The 23387-nt window shown below is 71.6% G+C and carries 25 protein-coding genes; 11 read left to right on the top strand and 14 right to left on the bottom strand.

Going from position 1 to position 23387, the window contains the following annotated elements; all coding sequences use genetic code 11:
- Positions 1-33 precede the first annotated feature (33 nt).
- The gene (locus ACFWHU_RS02670; RefSeq protein WP_387223420.1) at positions 34-990 is read right to left on the bottom strand and encodes an NAD(P)-dependent alcohol dehydrogenase; all 957 of its coding nucleotides are present in this window, start codon (positions 988-990) and stop codon (positions 34-36) included.
- 111 nt (positions 991-1101) lie between these two features.
- Here ACFWHU_RS02670 and ACFWHU_RS02665 point away from each other — a divergent pair, with 111 nt between their 5' ends.
- Positions 1102-1800 (top strand): TetR/AcrR family transcriptional regulator, encoded by a 699-nt coding sequence (locus tag ACFWHU_RS02665; protein ID WP_387223418.1) that lies wholly within the window; start codon positions 1102-1104, stop codon positions 1798-1800.
- A 44-nt stretch (positions 1801-1844) separates the two neighbouring features.
- On the opposite strand, the gene ACFWHU_RS02660 is transcribed toward ACFWHU_RS02665, so the two are convergent.
- Entirely contained in the window at positions 1845-2345 is a 501-nt protein-coding gene (locus ACFWHU_RS02660) for a DinB family protein (protein ID WP_387223417.1), read from the bottom strand.
- A gap of 28 nt (positions 2346-2373) precedes the next feature.
- A complete protein-coding gene (locus ACFWHU_RS02655; protein ID WP_387223415.1) occupies positions 2374-3000 on the bottom strand; it encodes an SAM-dependent methyltransferase in 627 nt (208 codons plus the stop codon).
- A gap of 97 nt (positions 3001-3097) precedes the next feature.
- Between ACFWHU_RS02655 and ACFWHU_RS02650 the strand changes: the two genes are divergently transcribed.
- Positions 3098-3700: a helix-turn-helix domain-containing protein gene (locus ACFWHU_RS02650; RefSeq protein WP_387223413.1), complete on the top strand. Its 603-nt coding sequence runs from the start codon at positions 3098-3100 to the stop codon at positions 3698-3700.
- Between the two features lie 341 nt (positions 3701-4041).
- Here ACFWHU_RS02650 and ACFWHU_RS02645 read toward each other — a convergent pair whose 3' ends face one another.
- The 3 genes from ACFWHU_RS02645 to ACFWHU_RS02635 all read right to left on the bottom strand — a co-directional run bounded on the left by ACFWHU_RS02645 (position 4042) and on the right by ACFWHU_RS02635 (position 6733).
- The gene (locus ACFWHU_RS02645) at positions 4042-4824 is read right to left on the bottom strand and encodes a peptidoglycan recognition protein (protein ID WP_385800566.1); all 783 of its coding nucleotides are present in this window, start codon (positions 4822-4824) and stop codon (positions 4042-4044) included.
- A 206-nt stretch (positions 4825-5030) separates the two neighbouring features.
- Positions 5031-6272: a peptidase gene (locus tag ACFWHU_RS02640; RefSeq protein ID WP_387223411.1), complete on the bottom strand. Its 1242-nt coding sequence runs from the start codon at positions 6270-6272 to the stop codon at positions 5031-5033.
- 101 nt (positions 6273-6373) lie between these two features.
- Positions 6374-6733: a metalloregulator ArsR/SmtB family transcription factor gene (locus ACFWHU_RS02635; protein WP_078074410.1), complete on the bottom strand. Its 360-nt coding sequence runs from the start codon at positions 6731-6733 to the stop codon at positions 6374-6376.
- A gap of 87 nt (positions 6734-6820) precedes the next feature.
- Between ACFWHU_RS02635 and ACFWHU_RS02630 the strand changes: the two genes are divergently transcribed.
- Positions 6821-7948: a cation diffusion facilitator family transporter gene (locus ACFWHU_RS02630; RefSeq protein WP_387223408.1), complete on the top strand. Its 1128-nt coding sequence runs from the start codon at positions 6821-6823 to the stop codon at positions 7946-7948.
- 141 nt (positions 7949-8089) lie between these two features.
- Positions 8090-9385, top strand: a complete 1296-nt coding sequence (locus ACFWHU_RS02625) for a hypothetical protein (protein ID WP_387223406.1) — start codon at positions 8090-8092, stop codon at positions 9383-9385.
- A 76-nt stretch (positions 9386-9461) separates the two neighbouring features.
- Here ACFWHU_RS02625 and ACFWHU_RS02620 read toward each other — a convergent pair whose 3' ends face one another.
- The 6 genes from ACFWHU_RS02620 to ACFWHU_RS02595 all read right to left on the bottom strand — a co-directional run bounded on the left by ACFWHU_RS02620 (position 9462) and on the right by ACFWHU_RS02595 (position 14988).
- Positions 9462-10796, bottom strand: coding sequence for an MFS transporter (locus tag ACFWHU_RS02620; RefSeq protein WP_387223964.1), 1335 nt, complete (start codon positions 10794-10796; stop codon positions 9462-9464).
- A gap of 50 nt (positions 10797-10846) precedes the next feature.
- Positions 10847-12019, bottom strand: coding sequence for a PLP-dependent cysteine synthase family protein (locus tag ACFWHU_RS02615; protein WP_387223404.1), 1173 nt, complete (start codon positions 12017-12019; stop codon positions 10847-10849).
- Positions 12020-12311: 292 nt separating this feature from the next.
- Positions 12312-12728 (bottom strand): hypothetical protein, encoded by a 417-nt coding sequence (locus tag ACFWHU_RS02610; protein WP_387223402.1) that lies wholly within the window; start codon positions 12726-12728, stop codon positions 12312-12314.
- 97 nt (positions 12729-12825) lie between these two features.
- Positions 12826-13992, bottom strand: coding sequence for an aminopeptidase P family protein (locus ACFWHU_RS02605; RefSeq protein ID WP_387223400.1), 1167 nt, complete (start codon positions 13990-13992; stop codon positions 12826-12828).
- A gap of 71 nt (positions 13993-14063) precedes the next feature.
- A complete protein-coding gene (locus ACFWHU_RS02600; RefSeq protein WP_385799523.1) occupies positions 14064-14474 on the bottom strand; it encodes a VOC family protein in 411 nt (136 codons plus the stop codon).
- Between the two features lie 115 nt (positions 14475-14589).
- Positions 14590-14988 (bottom strand): helix-turn-helix domain-containing protein, encoded by a 399-nt coding sequence (locus ACFWHU_RS02595; RefSeq protein ID WP_385799521.1) that lies wholly within the window; start codon positions 14986-14988, stop codon positions 14590-14592.
- A 209-nt stretch (positions 14989-15197) separates the two neighbouring features.
- Between ACFWHU_RS02595 and ACFWHU_RS02590 the strand changes: the two genes are divergently transcribed.
- Both ACFWHU_RS02590 and ACFWHU_RS02585 read left to right on the top strand, forming a co-directional pair.
- Positions 15198-15884, top strand: coding sequence for an alpha/beta hydrolase (locus tag ACFWHU_RS02590; RefSeq protein WP_385799519.1), 687 nt, complete (start codon positions 15198-15200; stop codon positions 15882-15884).
- Positions 15885-15915: 31 nt separating this feature from the next.
- Positions 15916-16461 (top strand): hypothetical protein, encoded by a 546-nt coding sequence (locus ACFWHU_RS02585; protein ID WP_385799517.1) that lies wholly within the window; start codon positions 15916-15918, stop codon positions 16459-16461.
- Positions 16462-16490: 29 nt separating this feature from the next.
- On the opposite strand, the gene ACFWHU_RS02580 is transcribed toward ACFWHU_RS02585, so the two are convergent.
- A complete protein-coding gene (locus ACFWHU_RS02580; RefSeq protein WP_387223396.1) occupies positions 16491-17474 on the bottom strand; it encodes a DUF748 domain-containing protein in 984 nt (327 codons plus the stop codon).
- 392 nt (positions 17475-17866) lie between these two features.
- Between ACFWHU_RS02580 and rsgA the strand changes: the two genes are divergently transcribed.
- On the top strand, positions 17867-18979 hold the full coding sequence (gene rsgA, locus ACFWHU_RS02575) for a ribosome small subunit-dependent GTPase A (protein WP_387223394.1): 1113 nt from the start codon (positions 17867-17869) through the stop codon (positions 18977-18979).
- Positions 18980-19097: 118 nt separating this feature from the next.
- Positions 19098-20507, top strand: coding sequence for a DNA-3-methyladenine glycosylase 2 family protein (locus tag ACFWHU_RS02570; protein ID WP_387223962.1), 1410 nt, complete (start codon positions 19098-19100; stop codon positions 20505-20507).
- Here ACFWHU_RS02570 and ACFWHU_RS02565 read toward each other — a convergent pair.
- Positions 20477-20851 (bottom strand): PPOX class F420-dependent oxidoreductase, encoded by a 375-nt coding sequence (locus tag ACFWHU_RS02565; protein WP_385799509.1) that lies wholly within the window; start codon positions 20849-20851, stop codon positions 20477-20479. The genes ACFWHU_RS02570 and ACFWHU_RS02565 overlap by 31 nt on opposite strands.
- Positions 20852-21187: 336 nt before the next feature.
- Between ACFWHU_RS02565 and ACFWHU_RS02560 the strand changes: the two genes are divergently transcribed.
- The 3 genes from ACFWHU_RS02560 to ACFWHU_RS02550 are packed head-to-tail and all read left to right on the top strand — an operon-like array spanning position 21188 to position 23381.
- Entirely contained in the window at positions 21188-22585 is a 1398-nt protein-coding gene (locus tag ACFWHU_RS02560) for an ATP-binding protein (RefSeq protein WP_385799507.1), read from the top strand.
- A 2-nt stretch (positions 22586-22587) separates the two neighbouring features.
- Positions 22588-23001 (top strand): roadblock/LC7 domain-containing protein, encoded by a 414-nt coding sequence (locus ACFWHU_RS02555; RefSeq protein WP_381792620.1) that lies wholly within the window; start codon positions 22588-22590, stop codon positions 22999-23001.
- Complete coding sequence (locus ACFWHU_RS02550; protein WP_385799503.1) at positions 22998-23381, top strand: DUF742 domain-containing protein; 384 nt, start codon at positions 22998-23000, stop codon at positions 23379-23381. The genes ACFWHU_RS02555 and ACFWHU_RS02550 overlap by 4 nt, the downstream gene beginning before the upstream one ends.
- The last annotated feature ends 6 nt before the right edge of the window (positions 23382-23387 follow it).

Genomic DNA, 23387 nt, shown 5'->3' with positions numbered 1-23387 from the left:
GCCGCCCGGCCCCCGGGTGGGCGGCGCGGTGGTTCAGCGGATCTGGATGACGTGCTTGCCGCGTACGCCGCCTGCCTCCAACGCGCTGTGCGCGGCGGCGAGTTCGGCCAGGGGCCGGACCGTGTCCACCACGGGCCGGACGTCACCGCTCTCCGCCGTTCGGGCCAGCTCGGTGAGCAGGTCGTGCCGGGGGTTGCCGCTGAAGAAGCGCACCCGCCCCGAGCCATGGACGGCCGATGCCAGCATGTAGCCGATGCTGGCGCCGACGTGTTCGATGTCGAAGGCGATGGAGACCATGCGGCCCCGCGGGGCCAACAGCTTCCGATAGACGCGGTGTTGAGTGCCGACGGTGTCCAGGATGACGTCGAAGGAGCCGAGTTCGCAGGGGCTGGTGGTCCGGTAGTCCAGGACCTCGTCGGCGCCCAGGCCGTGGACGAAGTCCCGGCTCCGCGCTCCGGCGAGCGCGGTCACATGGGCCCCGTAGACCTTGCCGAGCTGGACGGCGACACTGCCGACGCCGCCGGCGGCACCGCGCACCAGAAGGCGTTCGCCGGGCTTGAGCCGGGCCTTGTCGCGCAGGGCGGTGATGCCGGTCGTCCCGCCGGCCAGGACGGAGACGGCCTCGACCGGTGTGAGGCCGGCGGGCGCGGCGGAGATCTGCCGCGGGCGGACGGCCACGTACTCCGCCATGCTGCCCATCCGGCGCGGCAGGATGCCCCACACCGGGGTCCCCTCGCGGGGCGCCGTGACCGCCGTTCCGGCCTCGGCGACCTCCCCGACGAAGTCGAGCCCGGTGCGCTGCGGGAACCGGCGCCCCGTCACCAGCCGTACCCGCCCCGCCCTGCCGTGCAGTTCCCCGCCGTTGACGCTCGACGCGTGCACGCGGACCAGTACCTCGTCGGGCTTGATCGCGGGTACGGGCACCTTGCCCTCGTAGAGCACCTCGGGGGGACCGAAGCTGTCGAACAGAGCGGCGCGCATCTCATCCATGTCGATTCCTGTCGCGTGCGGGTAACCTTAAACGGAATGGGTCGTCCGTTTACGTATTCACGCTAACGCACCAAACGGACGACACCTTCCGAATCCCGCGAAGTGAGAGAAATGCCTGCTCAACCCTCTCGAAAGGCCCCCGATCCGACCCGTGCGGACCCTTCCGTGGCGGCGCCCGGAGCACTGCGCGCCGATGCCCGGAAGAACCGCGAACGCATCCTGCGGGCGGCCCGCGAGGCGTACGCCGTCGACGGCATCGACGTACCGATGACGGCGATCGCCCGCCGCGCGGGCGTCGGCGCCGCGACTCTCTACCGGCACTTCCCCAGCCGGGTGGAGCTGATCACCGCGGTCTTCGCCGAGCAGTTCGCCCAGTGCGTGGCGGCGTTCGACGAGGCGTTCGAGGACCCCGACCCGTGGCACGGGCTCTGTTCCTTCCTCGACAAGGTGTGCACCGCGCAGGCGGCCGACCGCGGCTTCGGTGCCGCCTTCCTCGGCCAGTTCCCCGGCGTGGTCGACATCGAGAGCGAACGCGACGGCGCCGAGGCGGGGTTGGCCCGACTCGTACGGCGCGCGAAGGACGCCGGGCAGCTGCGCCAGGACTTCGACCCGAGCGACATCATCCTGCTGCTCCTGGCCAACGTGGGTCTCGCGGGCCAGTCCCCGCACGTCTCACCGGCCGCTTCAAGGCGCCTGGTCGCCTACCTGTTGCAGTCCTTCCGGGCCGGGCAGACCAACCCCCTTCCCCCGCCGGCGCCGCTGACCCTGCGTCAGATCCAGGAGCACGCGGGCGTTCCGGGACCTGGCTGACGGCACCTGGCTGACCGCACCCCAGCGGCGGCGTGCGGGAGGGATCAGCGCCCGGTGGCGCCGTCGATCAGTTCGCGGAGGATGTCCGCGTGGCCCGCGTGCCGGCCGGTCTCCTCGATCATGTGCGTGAGTGCCCAACGAACGCTGGGGGCAGAGCTGTTCGGCCGGGGACGGGGTACCGGCATGCCGAGGTCGGGGCACCCGTCGAGCACGTCGTTCGCCCGCGCGACCGTCGTCCGGTACCGGGCGACGACATCGGCCACGCCGTCCTCGGGTGCGGCACGGAAGGTCGCCTGCCAGTCGGTGACCCGGTCCCCGAGGAACGTGGCCCGCTCGACGAACGTCAGGTGGTTGAGCAGGCCGAGCAGATTCGTTCCCGACGGGACTCCGGCGGTTCGGACCTCCGGTTCGGGGGCGCCCTCGACCTTCGCGGAGACCGACTCCCGAAGGTGGTCGAGGAAGGCGCGCAGAACCTCGACCTCACTGCCTCCCGTCCGGGGCGGCGGGGTGTCGACGCGGCGTCCGCCGCCTCGGGTGGTGCTCATGGTGTCTCCTCGCGGGAGCCGCGCCGGTTCACGCGGTACGGCGGACGATCAGGACATGGTCGGTGACCTCGGCGGTGCGCCCACCTGGTCCGGTCGCGATCCGGCGGGGCGCGTCGGCCCGCTCGACCGTCCACGTCCCGGCGTCCAGGCCGATGTCTTCGGCGACCTCCCGCGCGGTCGGATACCGGACGTCGGGATCCTGGTCCCACGACCACGGAGCGGTCGATCCGTGGTCGACGACCAGCAGCCGCCCGCCCGGACGCAGGGCGTGCGCCGCGGCGCGCAGAACAGTCGCTCTGTCCAGATCGAGCGGGGTGTGCAGGTAATGGGCGCTGACGAGGTCGAACGTGCCCGGTGGGAACGACTCGCGCAGGTCGTGCCGCTCGGCGTCCATCCGGTCGGCCAGGCCGTGCGCGAGGGCGAGGCCGGTCAGCCGCTCGACCGCCACGGCCGAGACGTCGACGGCGGTGACCCGCCACCCCCGGCGGGCGAGCCACAGCGCGTCGCCGCCCTGGCCGCACCCGAGGTCGAGCACATCGCCGGGCGGCAGATCCGTGACCGTCTCGGTGAGTCGTACGTTCGGCCGCGGATCGGTGGCCGCCGGCCTGGCCGCGTACACGCCGTCCCAGAACGTGACCGCGCTGGTGGTGCTCATCGGGGGCTCCTTCTGTCGCTGTCGGGGCACGCGTCGCAGTCTTGCCCGGCGGACCGCGATCTGGCACGGGATCTTGCGGTTCTGGCAAGATGGCGCGATGGACCGCGAATCGGACGACGTGCTCGCCCTCGTGGGGCCCCGGCTGCGCGCGCTGCGCCGCGAACGCGGCATCACCCTCGCCGACCTCGCGGCGGTGACCGGCGTGTCGGAGAGCACGCTGTCCCGGCTGGAGAGCGGTCTGCGCCGGGCGACCCTGGAGCTGCTGCTGCCACTGGCGCGTACGTACAACGTTCCGTTGGACGACCTCGTGGGAGCCCCGCGCACGGGCGATCCCCGGATCCATCTGAAGCCGATCCGGCGGTTCGGGATGATCTTCGTGCCGCTGTCCCGGCGGCCGGGCGGTACGCAGGCGTTCAAGATGATCATCCCTGCCCGTCCGGAACCGCTGGAGCCGACCCCGCAGACCCACGAAGGCTTTGAATGGCTGTATGTGCTCAACGGTCGTCTGCGGCTGCTGCTCGGCGAGCGCGATGTGACGATGTCGCCGGGTGAGGCGGCCGAGTTCGACACACACGTGCCGCACTGGCTCGGCAGCGCGGACGGCGGAGCGGTGGAGCTTCTCATCCTGTTCGGCCCGCAGGGGACGCGCGCGCACCTGCGCACGGCGCCCGGCCCCGAAGATCCGCCGGAGACGACCTAGGCCGTGTTTTCGAAGTCCCGCCTGGCCCGCGACGCCTGGCACGGCACCTCGCCGCGTTGTCGGACTCGGCCAAGTACGGCCGGTCCATCCACAAGGCCGATCCTCCGCCTTGCGATGCACCGCACCAGCCGCCGCGGGCCCCGCCCTGCGGGCGGACGGCGCTACTTTGAAGACACGACCTAGGGCCTGTCGTTCGGATCTTGCCGGGCTCGCGGTCCCTGGCACGCACGCCCGCCGCGTTGTCGTCGGTCGCCAACGCTCCGCGTTGTCTCCCTCCTCCGCCTTGCGCTCGCACGCACCAGACCCCACTCCCTGATCCGGCCTGATCCAAACGACAGGCCCTAGGCCTTGTCGGGCGGGCGGCCCTGGAGGCGTGCGGCGCGGGCGCGTATCCGGGGGAGTTCCGCGTACAGGGCCCCGCCGGGGCAGCCCGTCGAATAGCCGTCGCGGTGCCCCGACACCGTACGGAAGATCTGCCGGGTGCCCTTCTTGTACCGGCTGGCGTCGTTGGTGGACACCAGGACCGCCGTGCCGCGCGGATCGACCCCGTACAGCCCGAGCTTCCAGGCGATCAGTTGGGCGAGCGAGTCGACCATGGGCTCGGGCACCGGCGTGCCGTCGCTGAAGTCGCCTATCGCCGCGATGCCGACGGTGGCGACGTTGAAGCCGATGGTGTGCGCGCCGACGACGGGGTTGGCGATGCCCCCGGCGCGGCCCTCGTAGATGATGCCGCCCCGGTCCACGAGGAAGTTGTAGCCGATGTCGTCCCACTCCCTGCTGTCGACGTGGTCGACAGCGAAAGTGCGGATGAGGCCGGGGACCTCGGGCCGGGTGTAGTCGTTGGGGCCGCTGGTGTGGTGGATGAAGACGGCCTTGACCTCGTTCGCCGTACGCTCCGGCTTGCGCCGGGGCGGGGGACGTTCCTGCCAGAACGTCCGGGGCTCGACGGCCGGCGCGGCGGCGGCCCACCGGAGCGGGCGCTCCGGGCGTGCCTGCGGACGCGGGCGAGGGGCGGGCCCGTCCTCGCCGGCTTCTCCGGCGGCGTCGGCGGCCAGGGTGAGGCCCGCACTCGCTGCGGCGGCCCAGCCCATGCCGCGAAGCAGCACGCGCCGGTCGATGCTCATGGGGACGAGCGTATGGCGGGGTGCGGGGATCCGCCTCCCCTCGGCGGGGGCGATCGGCCCGCGATCACGGCGGTGGGACCGTCGGGCATGGGCCCGGACCGAATTCGAACTGTTCGCCCGGACGGAGGTCGTACCCCCGCCCTCCTGGTCCGGCGCCGCGGCTCTGTTCCGGGTGAGCGGACGCCGGACGTGCCCATACGGCTCGGTCAGGACGTGCGGCGACGCACCGCCACGACGACACCGCCGGCCGCCAGCAGGGCAGCGGCGGCGCCGCCGGCGAGGAGTGTGCCTCCGCTTCCCGTCTCGGCCAGTTCACCGAGCTGGGTGCCGGTGCCGCCCGTGGAGCCCGTACCGCCCGACGACCCCGTAGCGCCGCCCGTCCCACCGGTCGTCCCGCCGCTCGTTCCGCCCGTGGTTGCCCCGCCGGCCGACGCGTTCACGACGATCTCGGCCGTGTTGTTGGTCCGGTTCTTGTCGAAGGGCAGCGTCCCCCAGTGGTGATCGCCCTTGACGAACGCCACCGTGCCCTTGGCGTTCGCGACGACCTTGTCGATCCGCAGCCCGAAGACGTACGCGCGCTCGCTGTCCTCGTCGGCGTAGTTGTACGGGGTCGTGCAGCGGTACGTCGCGGCCCCCGCCGCGCCCGCCGCCCCGGCCGGTTCGCAGAACTCCGGAACCTTCGTGACCGTCGTTCCCTTCGGGATCCCGACGTCGAAGACACCGATCGGCCCGTAGACGTCATTCCTCGCCCACGCCGGCCCCTTGTTGGCGAAGGTGACCTTCGCGTCCACCGTCCGGCCCGCCTTGCCCTTCACCTTCGAACCGGTCAGCGCGAAGTCCGCCGTGTTCTCGGCGGTGATGTCGACGCCGAGTTCGCCGCCGTGGACGGTGCCCGGCGCCTCCGGAGCGGTCCGCGCGACCAGCCGCAGCACCGGGTCCGCGCCACCGCCGTGCTGCGTTCCGTCGGGGAAAGTCGCCACCCCCGCGAGGATGTTGACGTTGAGACGTTCGTACAGAGCCCGGTCCAGGACATCCAGGCCGATGGGCTCGGCGGGTTCGTAGACGACCCCGGGCTCCAGGGTCTGCTCGATGTCGCACACCGCGTTGACCTGCGCCGGGCCCTCGTCCTGGGCGGGCGCGTCCTCGTACACGCAGTTGGAGTACTTCTTGTCGTAGGCCAGCCCCTGCGAGCCGCTGAGGTAGAGCACCACCCGCGTGGCGGGCGCGTCCCCCTTGTTCTTCACCGCGAACGGCACATCGACCGAGTCCCCGGGCCGAAGCCCGTCGATCGGCCCGCTCTGCTCGAACACCAACTCGGCGCCGGGCTCGGCCTGTTCGGCGGCGGCGGTAGCGCCGTGCGCCGTAGTCAGCGACCAGCCGACCGCCGCCACGACCACCGCGCCCGCGGTGAGCCGCCGTGGTGTCCGTGCCTTTGACATAGCTCTCATGTGTCCCTCCGAGGACGCGCGCACCGAGTGGCGAGCCGGGTGTGGAACGGAAGACACACGTGGGCACCGGACGGTTGTACGGAGAGAGTCCCGGCGCCCTCTCAGTCGTGCGAGGGGCGGCCGTCGAGCTGGTGGTCGGCCAGGTTCAGCGCCTCGTCGATCACGCGCCGCAGATGCCCGTCGCGGAGGCTGTAGACGACCCGGCGGCCCTCCTTGCGTGTGACGACGAGACCGGCGAGCCGGAGTTTGGCGAGATGCTGGCTGACGGCGGGCCGGGCCGCACCGCACACCTCGGTCAGCGTGGTCACGTCCGCCTCGCCGCGCGACAGCTCGTGCAGCAGGACCAGCCGCGTGCGGTCGGCGAGGACGGCGAAGACCTCGGCGGCGAGCGTGAACTGCTCCTCGCCGGGGATGGGCGGGTGCGCATCATGCGCAGGTGATAGTTGCATGCGTGCGTTCATATGCACATAATGGCGAAAGGAGTACGCCGCTGTCCAGCCGCGCCCTGCCAGGCCCCCACTCTGCCCGCGCGTCGGAAGGTCATCCCCATGAACGACCCGCACGGACATCAGCACGGACACCAGCACGACGGCCATGACGCACCCGGCCACAGCCGCGGCCAAGGGGGTGGGCGCGCCGGGCGCCTCGCCCGGCTGCGGCACAAGGCCGGCCATCTCCTCACGCCCCACTCCCACGAGGCTGCCGACAAGATCGACACCGCGCTCGAATCGTCGGCGAAGGGCATGCGCGCGCTGTGGGTCTCGCTGACCGTCCTCGGCGTGACAGCGCTCGCGCAGGTCGTGGTCGTGGTGCTGTCCGGCTCGGTGGCGCTGCTGGGCGACACCGTCCACAACGCCGCCGACGCGCTCACCGCGCTGCCGCTCGCCGTCGCCTTCATCCTGGGCCGGCGGGCGGCCACCCGCCGGTTCACCTACGGGTACGGGCGGGCGGAGGACGTCGCCGGCATCGTCATCGTGCTGACCATCGCCGCCTCGGCGGTGTTCGCCGGGTGGACCGCCGTCGACCGGCTGCTCGACCCGCGGCCGATCCACTACCTGCCCGCCGTCGCGGCCGCGGCCGTCGTCGGCTTCCTCGGCAACGAGTGGGTCGCCCGCTACCGCATGCGCGTCGGCCGTGAGATCGGCTCGGCCGCCCTGGTGGCCGACGGGCTGCACGCCCGTACCGACGGATTCACCTCGCTCGCCGTCCTGTTCGGCGCGGGCGGCGCCGCGGTCGGCTGGCCGCTCGCCGACCCCGTCGTCGGTCTCCTCATCACGGCCGCGATCGCGCTCGTCCTTCGCGACGCCGCCCGCGAGGTGTTCCGGCGTGTCATGGACGCCGTCGACCCCGCGCTCGTGGACACCGCCGAGGCGGCGCTGCTGGACGTCGAAGGGGTGCGCGCGGTGGGCGAGTTGCGGCTGCGCTGGATCGGGCACCGGCTGCGGGCCGAGGTCGCGGTCGTGGTGAACGGAGAGCTGTCCGTACGTCAGGCACACCACGTCGCAGTCGAGGCCGAGCATGCCCTGCTGCACGCCGTACCGAAACTGACCGCCGCGCTCGTCCATGCCGATCCCGCTGCCGCCCCCGACGGGGCCGATCCGCACGCGGTGCTGACCCACCACACCCACAGCCGGGCCCATGCCCACGGCCACATCCCTGCCCACACCCACACCTGACCGGCGTGGCGATCGCGAGCGCCTGACGGCGGCTCGGACCCCCTGTGGGTAGGGGGATCTCCGCACTCCTGGGCCCTTGTTGGTTACATGACAGCTTCACTAGCGTGTGCCGGGTTCCATCCCCCACAGGAGGAGACCGGCATGAACGACCGAGCGAGATCCCCCTACCGACGGCGGGCCGCCGCGGCCCTGTCCCTGCTCGCCTGCGTGGGCGTGGCTGTCGCCACGCCATCCGCCGGGGCAGCCGACGGCCAAAAATCCACGCGCGTAGAAACCTCGCCGATCTCCTGGTCGGCGGATCTGACGCGCGTCACCGAGGACGACGTCAACGTGCGTTACACGAAAGGCGCGTTGAGCGTACGGGACACCGCCTTCCGCCCGGCGTCGGCGGAGACCGGGCGAGGCTACGGCGCCCAAGTGCTCGCCCCTGAAACGCTCGACGCCCCGGTCAACCGGGTCAGCGCCGAACTCGTCGCCGACCTGCCCGGGGACGCCGGCGCCGAGGTGGTCGTCGACGTGCGGGGCCGCTCGGCACAGGGCACCTGGACCGAGTGGGTACCGGCGGGCGCACGAGGCACGGCGGACCAGAGCACGGAGGAACAGGGCGCGGCGGTCCTGCCCCGCGCGGTCACCACCGTGCAGGCCCGGATCACCCTCTGGGACACGGAGGGAGAGGCGCGCGTCCGGAGCCTGCGGCTCACTGCCGAGAAGGGGGCAGCGCCCCGTACCTCGGCCGGTACGACCGCCGTCACCGCCCGGGTCTTCGCCACGCGTGAGGGACTCGTCGGCGGTACGACCGCCAACGGCCATGTCATCCAGCCCAACGACCACTTCGTCGCGCTGCCCTCGCGACGCGGTCTGTCGCCCAACGGCAGTGCCCAGTACTCCGTGCAGGTCTGCGGTCCCGCTCGCTGCGAGACCGCGCCGGTGTGGGACGTGGGGCCGTGGAACACCAAGGACGACTACTGGAACCCGTCCCCGACCCGCGAGATGTTCAAGGATCTGGCCCAGGGCATGCCCGAGGCGCAGGCCGCCTACGAGACCGGCTACAACGGCGGGAAGGACGGCTCCGGCCGTACCGTTCTCAACCCGGCCGGTATCGATCTCGCCGACGGCACCTTCTACAACGTCGGTCTGAACGACAACGGCTGGGTGACCGTCACCTACCTGTGGACCGGCGACCAGACGGGCAAGTCCTTCCCCACCTGGGGCACGGACGTCCGGATACGTCAGCAGGCGACCACCGCCTCGCCCGAGGTGGCGCGCCTGGCCGGCCCCACCACGGTCAACGTCAAGTGCCAGGTCCACGGCCAGCAGATCACCGTGGACGGAATCACCAATGACGGCTGGGCGTACCTGCCGTCCTTCGGTGGCTACATCTCCAACATCTTCATCGACGTGGTGGAGTCCTGGCTGCCGGGCGTACCGAACTGCTGAACCGGCCGCACCGCTGTACCGGCCGGGGCACCGGGACCGTCGTCCGGTCCCGGTGCCCCGGCACGCCGGGCCCGGTTCAGCCCGTCGCCGACGCACTCGCCGACGTGGCTTCGGGCGTCGCGCCCGGCGTCGTGCCGGGCGTGGCTTCGCGCGTGGCCGGCGGTGCGAGCCGGCCGGTGCGGTGCAGTGCGCCGAGGGCCGCCGCACAGGCCACCCCGAGCGCGAACAGAGCGAACCAGGGGAGCGCGGACACCCCGGCCTTCCGGGCCGCGTCGAGTGCCGCGCCCGTCAGCAGGTTCCCGAGGGTGATGCCGATGCCGCAGATGGTGTTGTAGAGCCCGTAGTGGGTGGCGACGAGACGGTCACCGGCGAGCCGGACGATGGTGTCCATCTCGAAGGGGTACACGATCATCGTGCCCAGTGCGAGCAGCAGCGCGGCGAGCGCCGGCGGAACGGCCGCCAGGGCCCACCGGCCGATCCCGTCGTCCGGCAGCGGAATCGCGGTGGCCGCCAGGAGCGGCAGGAACGCGCCGCCCATCACGGCCGGCCCCCATGTGAGCGCGCGCCCCGGTTCCATGCGCGCCGCGCACCAGGCGGTCACCCGCGTCTGGAACAGGATGGTGGCGAGTCCGGAGATGGCGAAGAGCAGTGCCACGGCCGCCGTGCCGAACTCCCCCTCGCCGCCCACCCGTCGTACCTCCAGCGGAAGCGCCAGATACACCTGGAAGGTCAGCACGTACGAGCCGATCATCGCCGCCGAGAAGAGCAGGAACGGCCGGTTGGCCGGCACCGAGCGCCACTGGGCCGCCACGCCCGCGCGTCCGCCGGCCTTGCCGTCGCCCTCACCACGGCCTGCGCCGCCGTCCTTGCCGCCGTCCTTGCCGTCGGCCCCGCGCCGGGCCGGGAGCGCCCGGATCTGGACGGCGCTCAGCAGCGCGAAGATCCCGGCCGATGTGAGGCAGGTGATCCTGAAGTCGACACCTGTCAGCACCATGCCCACCAGCGGGCCGAGCAGGACACCGGCCTGGTAGAAGACATTGAACAGCGCGAACGCCTCCACCCGCCGCTCTCCGGCGTCCGCCGCGAGATACGCCCGGACCGCCGGGTTGAACAGCGCGCCCGCGAATCCGGTCGCCGCCGAAGCGGCGACCAGCGCGGGTAGAGAGTCCACCAGACCGAGCGTCGCGAAGCCCACCGTGCGCAGTACGCACCCGGCGACGATGAGGGGTTTGTACCCGAACCGGTCGGCCAGTGTCCCGCCGACCAGGAACATCCCCTGCTGGCTGAAGTTCCGTACGCCCAGGACGAATCCGACCAGCCAGCCGGCCAGCCCGAGGGTGCCGGACAGATGGGCGGCCAGGTACGGCATCAGCATGTAGAAGCCCAGATTGATGGTGAACTGATTGACCATCAGCAACTGGACGCCGCGCTCGTACGAACGCGTCTGCCGGATCAGTCCCCTCACCGGGCCTCCCCCTTCGGGGAGTTGACGGCCCCACCGGCCGGAGCGGCGTCGGTCGCACGGCCCGAAGTCAGCGGATCGGCGACCTCGGCGCACCGGGTCCAGCGGCTGACCTCCTTCTCGTCGGGCCGTCCCACCACCTCCGGTTCGGCCGCGGGCGCCGAGTCCAGCAGTCCATGGGCGGCGCAGTAGTCGTCGTCGTACACCGTGCCGAGATAGCGCTGGGGCCCGTCCGGGAAGACGGCGGCGATCCGGCGGTCCGGCGAACCGGTCCGGGCCAGCCAGCCGGCCACCAGGGCGACGGCGCCGACGCTCCAGCCGCCGGTGGCGTAGTGGGACGCGGCGAGTTCGCGGCAGGTCCACACCGCCTCGGACGGCGCGACCCAGTGCACCTCGTCGAAGTTCTCGTACGGGACGTTGCGCGGATGGATGCTCGATCCGAGGCCGCGCATCAGCCGGGTCCCGGCCGGCTGTCCGAAGATCGTGGACCCGACGGAGTCCACCGCGACCACCCGCAGTTCAGGGTAGAGCTGGCGCAGCACCCGCGAGATCCCGGCGGAGTGGCCGCCGGTGCCCACGCTGCACACCAGGACGTCGATATGGCCGAGCTGGGAGGCGAGTTCGAGGGCCAGAGGCGTGTACGCGGCTGTGTTGTCGGGGTTGTTGTACTGGTCGGGGCACCAGGAACCGGGGTGCCGCTCCAGCAGTCGGGCCACGCGCTCGCGGCGGGCCTGCTGCCAGCCGCCGGTGGGGTGCGGCTCCGGGACGGTGTCGACCCGGGCGCCGTAGGCGGTCAGCAGCCGGGTCATCGGCGGTTCGAGGCCGGGGTCGGTGACCAGGGTGACGGGGTGGCCGTGGACCATGCCGGCGAGGGAGAGCCCCAGCCCCAGGGTGCCGCTGGTCGATTCGATGATCCTGCCGCCGGGCAGCAAGTCACCGCGGGCGCGGGCCCGTTCGACCATGTGGAGCCCGGGGCGGTCCTTGATGCCGCCGGGGTTGAAGCCTTCCAGTTTGGCCCAGAAGCCGCGCCCCGCCGGGGCGAAGGGCTCGTGGACACGTAGGAGCGGGGTGTTGCCCACCAGCCCGGCCGGGCTGTGGGCGGCCGGCGGGATGGTGGCCTGCGGGGCGAGGGTGACGGCGCGGGGCGGGGCGGTGGGGGTCTGGTGGCGCATGGTTCGCTTTCGTTCGAAGTACGGGAACGCGGAGGCCCGTCGCGGCGCACGCGAAATCATCTGAGCGCGTGAATGGGTGTGCGCGCGAATGCCTCCGTGTGTGGGCGGTGATCGCGGCTGAACGGGCACGCGGAAATCGGCCGGACCGGTCGCACAACAAGTCGGGCGGCGGATAGCGGCCCGATTTCGTGTTGCGTGTTCGAAGAATCGCGCGTTCGGAAGTCGTGCGGGAAATCCCGTGTTCGAAGAATCGCGCGTTCGAAAAGGGAAGCGACCGATCCGGAAGGGCGTTCTACACCCGCAGAATTCCGGGGTCTCTCAGTTCTGCGCACGACGTCGGGAAGGTATCGGCCGTCGCCGAGGAAGCGGGGGCGTGAATTCGCGGCAGTTCCGCGACACACAATGGTGTGGTGCCACGAGCGGGCAGGTCGGCGCGGTACTGCGGCTGGCCGGACGCGCAGCTCTCCGACCCGTGCTCCGCCTCGTCCCCGTCGTGGTGACAGGGCGCGGTGTCGTGATTACCGAACTCGGCCGGAGCCGTCGCGGTCACCGCGACGACCGGAGACGCGTGGGTGGCGGCGTTGTGGCCGTTGACGCCGTGCGTATAGAGCAGCGCCAGAAGAAGTACGGCCAGCCAGAACGCCCGCGACGGGCCCGCCAATTTTCGGCGGGCCCGTCGCGGGCGTGAAATCCGGAAGGCCGTGAACATACCGTGATCGTAGCGTCACTTCGTGTGTGGTGCGCGAGTAACACCATTGCCGACATCGATCGTGAAAACAGCCGGAAAATTCACTTGGTGACGCCCGTTAGCCGACAACGGCCAGCCCCCGGTCCGTGGCGTTGAGCCGACGGCCGCCGGTCTCGGTGACCGTCACGATGTCCTCGATCCGCACGCCGAAGCGTCCCGGCAGATAGATGCCAGGCTCCACGGAGAAGCACATGCCCGGGACGAGCGGCAGCTCCTCGCCCTCGACCATGTAGGGCGGCTCGTGGGTGGTGACGCCGATGCCGTGGCCGGTGCGGTGGATGAAGTACTCGCCGTACCCGCCCTCGTTGATCACCGCGCGCGCCACCCGGTCCACATCCTGGCAGGCGATGCCGGGCCGCACCGCCTCGCAGGCGGCGCCCTGCGCCGCGCGCACCAGGTCGTGGACGCGCCGCTCCTCCTCGGTGGGCTCGCCGACATGCACGGTGCGGGAGGTGTCGGAGCCGTAGCCCTGGCACAGCCCGCCGAAGTCGAGCACGACCATGTCCCCGTCGCCGATGACCCGTTCACCGGCCTCGTGGTGGGGGTTGGCGCCGTTGGGGCCGGAGCCGACGACGGTGAAGTCGACCTGGGAGTGGCCGAAGCCGCGCAGCAGTCCGGCGAGGTCGGCGGCGACGTCGGTCTCCCTGCGGCCAGCGAACGGGACCTTCTTGATCTCCTCGTAGGCGGCGTCGGCCGCGGCGCCCGCCAGCGCGAGCCGCTCCACCTCGCGGGCGTCCTTGACGGCGCGCAGCATCGGCAGCGCGTTCGTCAAAGGGGTGTAGGAGGTGCCGGGCAGGGTCTCCTGGAGGCCGATGAGGTGCAGGGCCCAGGTGTTGTCGCTGATGCCGTAGCGGCCGGTGGCGACGAGCGAGGGCGCGGCCACGCCGTACGGGTCGACGCCGTCGGTCCAGTCGCGCAGGGTCAGCGCGGGCGCGCCGACGGCCTTCTCCGCGTCGGGCGCCTCCAGCTTGGGCACGACGAGGACGGGTTCGGCGTCGGGGGTGAGCATCAGCAGGGTCAGCCGCTCGGTGTCGGCGGGCGGCTGATAGCCGGTGAGCCAGACCATGTCGGGACCGGGCGCCACCAGCACGCCGGCCAGCCCGGCGGCGGTGGCGTCCCGCACGGCGCGGCCCATGCGCGCCCGGTAGTCGTCTGCGGTGAAGGGGGCCGGGGCCGCGGGGGCCCCGGCGGTCGGGTGCGCGGATGTCGCGTCGCTGCGAGTCATGCGCCCATCCTGCCGCCGTTCCGAGCCGCGGCCGCGGCTGGGCTCCGACGACGTGGCAGGGCGGGGCTCCCTTACGACTTCGGCTGGGTGAAGCGGATGTTGTTGCCGAAGGGGTCGCGCAGTCCGCAGTCGATGCCGTACGGGCGCTCGGTGGGCTCCTCGGTGAACTCCACGCCACGGGCCAGGAGCGTCTCGTACGTCTTGCGGCAGTCCTCCGTGCTGAAGATGAGCGAGCCGCCCGTCGCGCCCTTGGTCAGCAGCTCGCGGACCTCCCGCGCCGTCTCCTCCGACATCGCCGGGGGGCCGGGCTTCTCCAGCAGGATCTGGCGGTCCGGGTGGCCGGGGACGTTGACGGTCAGCCAGCGCATGAAGCCCAGGTCGGCGTCGGTGTTGACCTCCAGGCCGAGTGTGCCGACGTAGAAGTCGAGCGCCGAGTCCTGGTCCAGGACGTAAATCTGTGAGTGTGTGATCGCGGTGAACATGCGTTTCACGTTACGGGGCATGCCGGGGAGAAACTTGTCCAGAACTGCTCAGTCGGCGCGTGGCGCTCGCGGCGGGTGCGGGTGCGGGGGGCGGGGAGCGGGCAGGTGGGGACGGTCAGACGCTCGGCCGGGTCCACGCCTTCGTGAAGCACGTCGGTACGGCCCCGGCCGTACGCGGCGCCTCCTTGCGGTACGTCCTGGGCGGCCGGCCGACGATCTCGTGGAACGTGCGGCTGAAGGTCGCCGGGCTGCCGAAGCCGACCTCGTAGCAGATGTCCGTCACGCTGCGGTCGGTCTCCCGCAGCAGGAACATCGCACGCTCGACACGGCGCCGCTGGAGATACCGGTGCGGCGTTTCACCGAACGTGGCCCGGAAGGTCCGTGTGAAGTGCGCCTGCGACACGTGCGCGATCCTGGCCAGGGCGGGGACGTCCAGCGGCTGCGCGTAGTCACGGTCCATCGCGTCCCGCACCCGGAGCATGCGGCGATTGGTCTCTTCCACGTCACGGCCCACGGATCCATCAGACCACGGACCGCCCGCCGGCCCCGGAGCGGTGTGCCGGTGGCTCCCGAGCGAACGCCCGGCTGGCCGCCGCGATGGGGCGGTCCTAGCGTGGACAGTCGGGGGTGAACGCGGTGCGAAGACCTCGGGACATCCGGTCTCCGCGGGTGTCGGACGCCTCCGGCGGTCCGCGCCCTTCGACCTCTGTGAAGGAGCACGACATGGCTGACAAGCCGTCGATCGTCCTTGTCCACGGTTTCTGGGGCGGAGCCGCCCACTGGGGCGGTGTCATCACCGAGCTGCACCGGCGCGGCTACGGCTCGCTGCACGCGGTGGAGATGCCGCTCACCTCGCTGGCGGACGACGCCGAGCGCACCGCCAAGATGGTCCGGCAGGTCCAGGGGCCCGTACTGCTGGTCGGCCACTCCTACGGTGGGGCGGTCGTCACCGAGGCGGGCGATCTGCCGAACGTCACCGGGCTCGTGTACGTCGCCGCGTTCGCGCCGGACGCCGGGGAGAGCCCCGGACAGATCACCGAGGAGATGCCGCCCGCCGCCGCCGACGACCTGGCCCCGGACTCCGACGGGTATCTGTGGATCCCGCAGGACAAGTACCACGAGAGCTTCTGCCGGGACGTGCCCGCCGACCAGGCGCTGGTCATGGCCGTCACCCAGAGGGCTCCGCTCGCCTCCACCTTCGGCGACGCCGTCACGTCTCCCGCGTGGCGGTCCAAGCCCTGCTGGTATCAGGTCTCCACCGAGGACCGCATGATCCACCCCGACAACGAGCGCCGCATGGCGCAGCGTATGAACCCCCGTAAGACCGTCGAACTCCCCGCGAGCCACGCCTCCTTGGCCTCCCGGCCCGGCGACATCGCAGACCTGATCGATGTCGCCGTCGCGGGCTGAGCGGCCGGCATTGGAGGCAGACTGACGCCGCATGACTGACATCGCCGCGGCCGACTGGTGGGACCTGCTGCCGGCCGGAGTCCGCGAACAGGTCGACGGGTACGTCCTTCAGGACGCCCGCATGCGCGCGATACGAGCCGTCTTCGAAGCCGGCCGGGCCCGTGGGCTGGGGCTCGTGGACGCCCAACTCGTGGTGCACGAGCGGTATCTCCTGCACGGTGACCGGATCGCCCGTACGCCCGAGAGCCCGCTCGACCTGGAGTCGCTGGCCGCGCGGGCCGCGGGCGCCACCGGGCGCGTCGTGGTGATCGAGGCCGTCTGGGACGGGGACACCGTCCACGACTGGTTCGTGGATCTGCTGGCCGTGACCGCCGATCCGGCGAGTGAGCTGCGGCTGGCCACCATCTACCGGAGTACGGCCGCGCGGCATCTCGGGGACGTCGACCTCGGCCCGCTCCACCCGTCGGCGGCGGCGGCCGAAAGCGCGGGCCGGGCCCTGGCCGCCCATCTCGCGGTGCCCTTCCACTTCGTGAGCCCGCACACCCCGGACGATCAGGTCCAGCGCTGGAAGCCCTGAGCGTCAGCTGTGGCGACGAGGCTGCTGCCTCAGTGCCCGTGGCTCTCGCCCTCCCCGCTCTCCTCGCTCTCCTGGCTTTCCTTGCTCGCACCGGCGCCCGCGGCCGGTACGTCGACGGTGAACGCGGCCGTGCGGACCTCGCCCTTGTGCTGGAAGTCGAGGAAGAGGCGGTACGCGCCCGAACTGGGGGCCGTGGCGGTGAAGGACACCTCCGGGCCCGGCTCGGTGACGCCGTCGTCCGGCTCGCCGTTCGGGTGGACGTGCAGGTAGGCGAGGTCCCCGGCGCGCAGTGCGACGAGGTGGCCGTACGCCCCGAGGTAGGGCTGGAGATCGGTGACGGGCTCCCCGTCCTTGCTGACGGTCAGCTTCAGTTCGCGCGCCTTGCCGGGGGCGAGGGCGCCGTCGAGGGTGACCCGGTAGCCGTCGACCTCGGCCGAGGCGCGGACGGGCGGGAGCGCGGCGGGCTCGGACGTGCCGGAGACGGCCAGGTCGGCGCCGAGCGTGATGCCCGTCGCGCCCTTCCCGGCGGGCTTGAAGTCGGCGAAGGCCCGGTAGCCGCCCGCCGCGGGCAACATGGCGGCGACGCTCCAGGTGCCGTCGCCCGCGCGGGTCGGGTGGAGATGCCGATAGACCGTCAGATCCCTTGAGGCGACGATGAAATGCAGTTCCTTGCCGTGCTCGCGCTCGTACGAGGTGAGGTTGCGCCCGCTGTCGTCCTTGACGGAGAAACGCAGGACGGTCGACTTCCCGGCCACCACACGCGGTGTGTCGAGCGCGAGTGTGTAGCCACCCTCGGAGATCTGCAACCCGCCGGCCGCCGCGCTCGCGGCGCCGCCTTCATCCGCCCCGCCGTCGTGCCCCGCCTCGTCTCCGCCCGTCTCCTTGTGCTCGTCGTGGGCCGCCGGCGGCTTCTCGGCCACGACGGGGCCGATGCTCGCGCCGACGCCGTACGCGGTGCCGAACGTCGCGACGATCGCGGCCGCGAAGGCGCTGATCCTGAGTCCCGTGTTCATCGGGGTCTCCTCCGTGAGGGGCCACTCCGCAATGGCGGCCGACACCTTCAACATACCCTCTAGGGGTATGTAGTCAAGTCGGATCCCGCTCTGCGTCAAATACCTGCGGGGGGTATGTGTGGGAAACCTCGAGTCCGGTCCGGCGGGCAGGCTTTAATTGGCTGGCGCGTCCGGCGGGGGAGCGGCTATGTTCGCTCGTGTTCCCGACGGACCGATCGGGCCCCGTCGGCCGTGTGTGATCCAGGAGGTGTGTACCGATGACTGTCTCTGCGCCGGGCCTTGCCCGCGATCAGCTGATCGTTCATGTCACCTCCGTGGTCTCCGGCTGACCTTCCTCTCTTCCGCGCCCCGTCGGCGCGCGTGCCGGGACCGCCCTTGTGAAGGGTTTCCCGTTGTCTTTCTCTCCCGCCTCTCCTGAGGCATCCTCCGCTTCGCATCCGCTCGCCCCGTACGGCTGGGACGAGGGCTGGGAGGCGGAGTTCACCCCGTACGCCGCACAGGGCCTGCTGCCGGGCCGTGTCGTGCGGGTCGACCGGGGGCAGTGCGACGTCGTCACGCCCGGCGGCACGGTACGGGCCGACACCGAGTTCGTCGTACCGCGCGACCCGCTGAAGGTCGTGTGCACCGGGGACTGGGTCGCGGTCGACCCCGGCGGTGATCCGCGGTACGTGCGGACGCTGCTGCCGCGCCGTACCGCCTTCGTACGCTCCACCTCGTCCAAGCGCTCCGAGGGGCAGATCCTCGCGGCCAACGTCGACCACGCGATCATCGCCGTCCCGCTCGCGGTCGAGCTCGACCTCGGGCGCATCGAGCGGTTCCTCGCCCTGGCCTGGGAGAGTGGCGCGCAACCGCTCGTCGTACTCACCAAGGCCGACCTCGTGCCGGACCCGACCGGACTGTCGTATCTCGTCGAAGACGTCGAGACCACGGCGCCCGGCGTACAGGTCCTCGCCGTCAGCGCGGCGACGGGGGAGGGCGTCGACGTACTGTCCGCCGTCGTCTCCGGGAGTACGAGCGTGCTGCTCGGCATCTCGGGCGCCGGCAAGTCGACCCTCGCCAACGCCCTGCTCGGTGAGGACGTCATGGAGGTCCAGGCCACCCGTGACGCGGACGGCAAGGGCCGGCACACCACGACCACCCGCAATCTCCTCGTGCTGCCCGGCGGCGGCGTACTCATCGACACACCGGGGCTCCGGGGCGTCGGACTGTGGGACGCGGGGCAGGGCGTGGGGCAGGTGTTCGCCGAGATCGAGGAACTGGCCGAGAAGTGCCGGTTCCACGACTGCGCCCACGGCAGCGAGCCGGGCTGCGCCGTGCTCGCCGCACTGGAGGACGGCTCGCTGCCCGAGCGGCGGCTGGAGAGCTACCGCAAGCTGCTGCGGGAGAACCAGCGCATCGTCGCCAAGACCGACGCCCGGCTGCGGGCCGAGATCCGGCGCGACTGGCGGCTGAAGGGCGCGGAGGGCCGTGCGGCGATGGAGGCCAAACGGGGGCGTATCCGGTAGGCGCGTCCGGCGGGTGCGTCCGGAAGGGCCGGGCTTCGACCGGAAGCCCGGCCCTTCCACCTCCATGTCCGAATCCCGCGAGTGCCACGGCCGGGGGCGGCGCACACTGGGCGGTGTGATGGACGAGGAGACCAGGTACGAGGCGGTGGCCAGCCGCGACGCGCGCTTCGACGGCGCGTTCTTCTTCGCCGTCGAGACCACCGGCATCTACTGCCGGCCGAGCTGTCCGGCGGTCACCCCGAAACGCAAGAACGTCCGCTTCTACCCCACCGCCGCCGCGGCCCAGGGCAACGGCTTCCGCGCCTGCCGCCGGTGCAGGCCCGACGCCGTGCCCGGGTCGGCGGAGTGGAACGTACGGGCCGACGTCGTCGGCCGCGCCATGCGCATGATCGGCGACGGCGTCGTGGACCGCGAGGGCGTGCCCGGACTGGCCGGGCGGCTCGGCTACAGCGCCCGGCAGGTCCAGCGCCAGCTCACCGCCGAACTCGGCGCCGGACCCGTCGCCCTCGCCCGCGCGCAGCGCGCGCACACCGCGCGGACGCTGCTCCAGACCACCGTCCTGCCGGTCACGGAGATCGCCTTCGCCGCCGGGTTCGCGAGCGTGCGGCAGTTCAACGACACGATCCGGCAGATCTACGCCCGCACACCGAGCGGCCTGCGCGCCGAGTCCGGCACCAGAGGCGCGCGAGCCACCCCCGCCGCTCCCGCGCTCGCGGGCATCCCGCTGCGACTCGCCTACCGCGGCGTCTACGCGGCGCGCGCCATGTTCGACCTGCTCGCCGACGAGGCCCTGACCTCCGTCGAGGAGGTGATCGGCCTACCGGGCGCCCGTACCTACCGGCGCACGCTGCGCCTGCCGCACGGCCCCGGAGTCGTCTCGGTGGACGAAGCGCTGCCGTCCACCGATGCCCCGCGCCCCGGCTGGCTGGAGGCCCGGATCCACCTCACGGATCTGCGCGACCTCACCACCGCCGTACAACGGCTGCGGCGCCTCCTCGACCTCGACGCCGATCCGTACGCCGTGGACGAACGCCTCGGCGCCGACCCGCTCCTCGCGCCCCTCGTCGCGGTTCGCCCCGGACTGCGGGCGCCGGGCACCGCCGACCCCGAGGAGTACGCGCTCCGCGTTCACCTGGGCGGGGCCGAGGCGCGGCGGCTCGTCGCGGCGTACGGGGATCCGGTCGAGCGCCCGTGCGGCACCCTCACCCGCCTCTTTCCCGCACCGGCCGCCCTGGTGGACGACCCGGTGGCCGGCCCGCTCGCCACCGCCCTCGCGGACGGCGCCGTACGGCTCGACACCGGCGCGAGCCGCGAAGAGGCCGAGCGGTCACTGCTCACCGTGCCCGGCGTGAGCGCCCGGACGGCGGCGCTGATCCGGATGCGGGGCCTGGGGGATCCCGATGTCGCACCTGACGGCGAGTCCGGTGACGCGGCCTGGCGGCCGTGGCGTTCGTACGCGGTACGGCACCTGCGTGTGGGGCTGCCCGACCGCCGGAATCAGCCGGTCTCCTCCAGCCCCCAACTGTGAATCTTCCGTGGATGGATACGGATCAGTTCTTCACTGAAGTGCGGCCCCAAGTCGTGCGGGCCGGTGAGCAGTTCGGCCTCGCCGCGGATGTCCACACCCCGCACCTTCCACGGCTTGAGGCTGACGATGTCGTCCACCACCAGTGCCACCCGCGGGTTGGACCGCAGGTTCCGCCACTTCTTGGTGGTGCCCAGCGCGTACCCGCCGACCAGGATCGTGCCGTCCGCCTGCGGGAAGAACCCCACCGGGTTGGCCTGCGGCTGGCCCTTCGGGTCGACGGTGGCCAGCCGGCCCAGCCGCTGGGAGGAGAGGTACGAGCGCTCGGCCTCGCTGAATTCGGTCATGACTCCAGCCTCACACGCCCGCCGCGCCGGTAGGCCTTCCCGCCCGTCCCCGGTGTTTCGCACCCGCCCGCGCCACCCGCGGAGTGTCTGACGGCGAGGTTCGGCCGGAAAGCGGAATGCAATCGGCCGATGGCGCAGCAGTTGCTCCCCACCTGGCCCTATTTCTTCCCTCATGATCATCACGGGCCGTTCACTCGCGCTGTGGGCAGGTGGTCAACTCCCCTAAACTGGCAAAGCTTTGGCATGATCCCTCACCTGGATGCGGCGGCACTCGATGGCGGAAGTCCACCGGTGTACTCGCCCGTGCCTCCTTCGAACCCCTAGGACCCCTTTTCCGTGATCTCTCCCTCAGAACCCGCCCTTGCGCTCGGCGCCGTGACCGTGGTCATGGCCGCCGTCGCACTGCTGCTGGCGCTCTCCCGTCGCAAACAGACGCGACGGTGCAGAGAAATGGACGCGGCGCTGAAGAGCGCCGAATCCCGGACGCGGGAAGCCGAATCCCGCACGCGCTTTGCCGATTCCCGTACGCGGGAGGCCGAAGCCCGCGAGGAACGGTTCCGCGCCGAGGTGACTCACCTCGTCTCCGCCCGGCTCCCGGCCGTTCCGCTCCATCTGATCAGCTCTCACCACCCCATACCCGGGCTGCTCAACGTGGGGGAGGCGCGACCCGAGGACGCGGAACTCCTCGACTCCGTACTCACCCGGGTCTCGGAGATGGTCCTGAAGGAGCGTCGTCGCGTGGACGCCGCCGCCAGGGCGGCCCTGCGCGGCGCGAGCCAGGACTCGCAGGCGTTGTCGTACCGGTTGCAGTCGGAACTCGACTCCCTGCAACGGGAGTTCACCGGGTCACGGCATCTGACGCACCGGATGCTCGCCGCCGACCACCTCAACGAGCAGAATCTGCGCCTCATCCAGCGGACCGCCATCGTGTGCGGCGCGTGGCCGGGGCACGTCCGCAAGGACACCTACGTCGCCGAGATCGTCACGGGTGCCTCCTCCCGTCTCCGCGGCTTCGACCGGATCAAGATCAACTCCCGGATCGCCACCAACGTCGGGATCGTCGGCCGTGCCGCCGAGCCCATCGCCGTGGCCTGCGCGGAGCTCATGGCCAACGCCCTGGAGCACTCCCGTGACGACCTCGCGGTGGATGTCGGTCTGATCCAGAGCGGAAACGGCAACGTCTGCATCACGGTTGACGACGCCGGCAAGGGGATGACCGCGGAAGCGGCCACCCGGGGTGCGCGGCTGGTGTCGGCCGACACGCACGACGTCATGCTCACCGAGCTCGGCGACCCGCCGTCTCAGGGTTTCGCCGCCATCGGCCGCCTCGTCGCCGACTACGGCTTTCATGTCTCCATCGACCATTCGTCTCCCTATGGCGGGGTGCGCGCTGTGGTGACCATTCCCCCGAACCTGCTCGCCTCGATCGACGAGGAGGCCGAACCACTTTCTGCCATGGCTCCCCAGGCGGCCGTCGCGCCGAAGGCGGAGAGGCGTCCCTCCTCGGTCCCCGAAACCCCGGTGGACGACGACGAGAAATCGCGAACTCCCGTACCGGACAGCGCGGACGGTCTGCCACAGCGTCGCCGCCGCGGCCCCGCGGGACCCGCCGGAGGACTCGCCGCTCCCACGTACCGCGCCCCGGACCCGGAGCGGTCCCTCAAAGCCTGGAGTGAATTCCAGGACGGCCTTGAAAGCGGCCGAACCGGTACTGATTTGGAGGAAACACAGTGACCATGCCCCACGGCGAAAACGAGACCTGGTACCTGACCCCCATCACCGAGATCCCAGGTGTCCGACACGCCCTGCTGATGACCCTCGACGGGATGGTCCAGGCCAGGTCCGAGAACCTTTCGGCCGACGACGCGGACGGAGTGGCGGCGATGACCTCCGCACTGCACGCCGCCTCCCGTGCCGCCGTCATCCCGGTGCTGGGGGCCGCGGCGGACACCCCCATCGAGACCGTCACGGTGAAGGTGGCCGAGGGCACTTACATGGTCATGCCGGCCGGCGCGAACACCCTGATCGCGGCCGCCGGAGACGATTCGATGCACATGGGTGTGGTCGTCCACATGATGGCGCGCCAGGCGAAGAAGCTGGGGGAGCAGCACATGTCTGTCTCGGCGCGTACCCATGACGGCGCGTCATGAGCCGCGGTCAGCATCAACGGCGGCTGCTTCCGGCGTATCTGGCGACCGGAGGCGGCGGCGGTGCCCCGTTGCCCACCACCCTCGACACGCTGACGGCTCTGCGTGCCAGCGGCCATCCGTTCTCCTCGTACCACACGACGGTGCACCGCCGTGTCGTCGAGCTGGTGACGGGCGGTTCCCTCACCGCCGTCGAGATAGCCGCCTATCTCGCGCTGCCGGCCAGTGTCGGCCTGATGCTCGCCGAACAGCTCGTCAGTGACGGCTTGTTAAACGCCAGCGTGCCGATCCCGGAAGCTCTCGCCCCCTCGCGCGCCGGACGGCCGTCGTTGCAACTCATGGAAGAGGTGCTGAGTGGACTCCAATCCCTCCGTGTCGCCTAGCCCGCG

The organism is Streptomyces sp. NPDC060366 (assembly GCF_042725135.1).
Lineage (GTDB): Bacteria > Actinomycetota > Actinomycetes > Streptomycetales > Streptomycetaceae > Streptomyces.
This window is presented reverse-complemented; position numbering and strand designations above follow the sequence as displayed.

What these genes read in the sequence shown, in the direction of transcription:
- ACFWHU_RS02655 (WP_387223415.1), bottom strand. Translation starts at nt 3,000, where the DNA reads ATGAGCACCACCAGCGCGGTCACGTTCTGGGACGGCGTGTACGCGGCC.
- ACFWHU_RS02645 (WP_385800566.1), bottom strand. Translation starts at nt 4,824, where the DNA reads ATGAGCATCGACCGGCGCGTGCTGCTTCGCGGCATGGGCTGGGCCGCC.
- ACFWHU_RS02630 (WP_387223408.1), top strand. Translation starts at nt 6,821, where the DNA reads ATGAACGACCCGCACGGACATCAGCACGGACACCAGCACGACGGCCAT.
- ACFWHU_RS02610 (WP_387223402.1), bottom strand. Translation starts at nt 12,728, where the DNA reads ATGTTCACGGCCTTCCGGATTTCACGCCCGCGACGGGCCCGCCGAAAA.
- ACFWHU_RS02555 (WP_381792620.1), top strand. Translation starts at nt 22,588, where the DNA reads ATGCCCCACGGCGAAAACGAGACCTGGTACCTGACCCCCATCACCGAG.
- ACFWHU_RS02590 (WP_385799519.1), top strand. Translation starts at nt 15,198, where the DNA reads ATGGCTGACAAGCCGTCGATCGTCCTTGTCCACGGTTTCTGGGGCGGA.
- ACFWHU_RS02600 (WP_385799523.1), bottom strand. Translation starts at nt 14,474, where the DNA reads ATGTTCACCGCGATCACACACTCACAGATTTACGTCCTGGACCAGGAC.
- ACFWHU_RS02640 (WP_387223411.1), bottom strand. Translation starts at nt 6,272, where the DNA reads ATGAGAGCTATGTCAAAGGCACGGACACCACGGCGGCTCACCGCGGGC.
- ACFWHU_RS02665 (WP_387223418.1), top strand. Translation starts at nt 1,102, where the DNA reads ATGCCTGCTCAACCCTCTCGAAAGGCCCCCGATCCGACCCGTGCGGAC.
- ACFWHU_RS02650 (WP_387223413.1), top strand. Translation starts at nt 3,098, where the DNA reads ATGGACCGCGAATCGGACGACGTGCTCGCCCTCGTGGGGCCCCGGCTG.
- ACFWHU_RS02625 (WP_387223406.1), top strand. Translation starts at nt 8,090, where the DNA reads ATGAACGACCGAGCGAGATCCCCCTACCGACGGCGGGCCGCCGCGGCC.
- ACFWHU_RS02550 (WP_385799503.1), top strand. Translation starts at nt 22,998, where the DNA reads ATGAGCCGCGGTCAGCATCAACGGCGGCTGCTTCCGGCGTATCTGGCG.
- ACFWHU_RS02605 (WP_387223400.1), bottom strand. Translation starts at nt 13,992, where the DNA reads ATGACTCGCAGCGACGCGACATCCGCGCACCCGACCGCCGGGGCCCCC.
- ACFWHU_RS02660 (WP_387223417.1), bottom strand. Translation starts at nt 2,345, where the DNA reads ATGAGCACCACCCGAGGCGGCGGACGCCGCGTCGACACCCCGCCGCCC.
- ACFWHU_RS02635 (WP_078074410.1), bottom strand. Translation starts at nt 6,733, where the DNA reads ATGAACGCACGCATGCAACTATCACCTGCGCATGATGCGCACCCGCCC.
- ACFWHU_RS02585 (WP_385799517.1), top strand. Translation starts at nt 15,916, where the DNA reads ATGACTGACATCGCCGCGGCCGACTGGTGGGACCTGCTGCCGGCCGGA.
- ACFWHU_RS02580 (WP_387223396.1), bottom strand. Translation starts at nt 17,474, where the DNA reads ATGAACACGGGACTCAGGATCAGCGCCTTCGCGGCCGCGATCGTCGCG.
- ACFWHU_RS02570 (WP_387223962.1), top strand. Translation starts at nt 19,098, where the DNA reads ATGGACGAGGAGACCAGGTACGAGGCGGTGGCCAGCCGCGACGCGCGC.
- ACFWHU_RS02620 (WP_387223964.1), bottom strand. Translation starts at nt 10,796, where the DNA reads ATGGTCAATCAGTTCACCATCAATCTGGGCTTCTACATGCTGATGCCG.
- ACFWHU_RS02615 (WP_387223404.1), bottom strand. Translation starts at nt 12,019, where the DNA reads ATGCGCCACCAGACCCCCACCGCCCCGCCCCGCGCCGTCACCCTCGCC.
- ACFWHU_RS02565 (WP_385799509.1), bottom strand. Translation starts at nt 20,851, where the DNA reads ATGACCGAATTCAGCGAGGCCGAGCGCTCGTACCTCTCCTCCCAGCGG.
- ACFWHU_RS02670 (WP_387223420.1), bottom strand. Translation starts at nt 990, where the DNA reads ATGGATGAGATGCGCGCCGCTCTGTTCGACAGCTTCGGTCCCCCCGAG.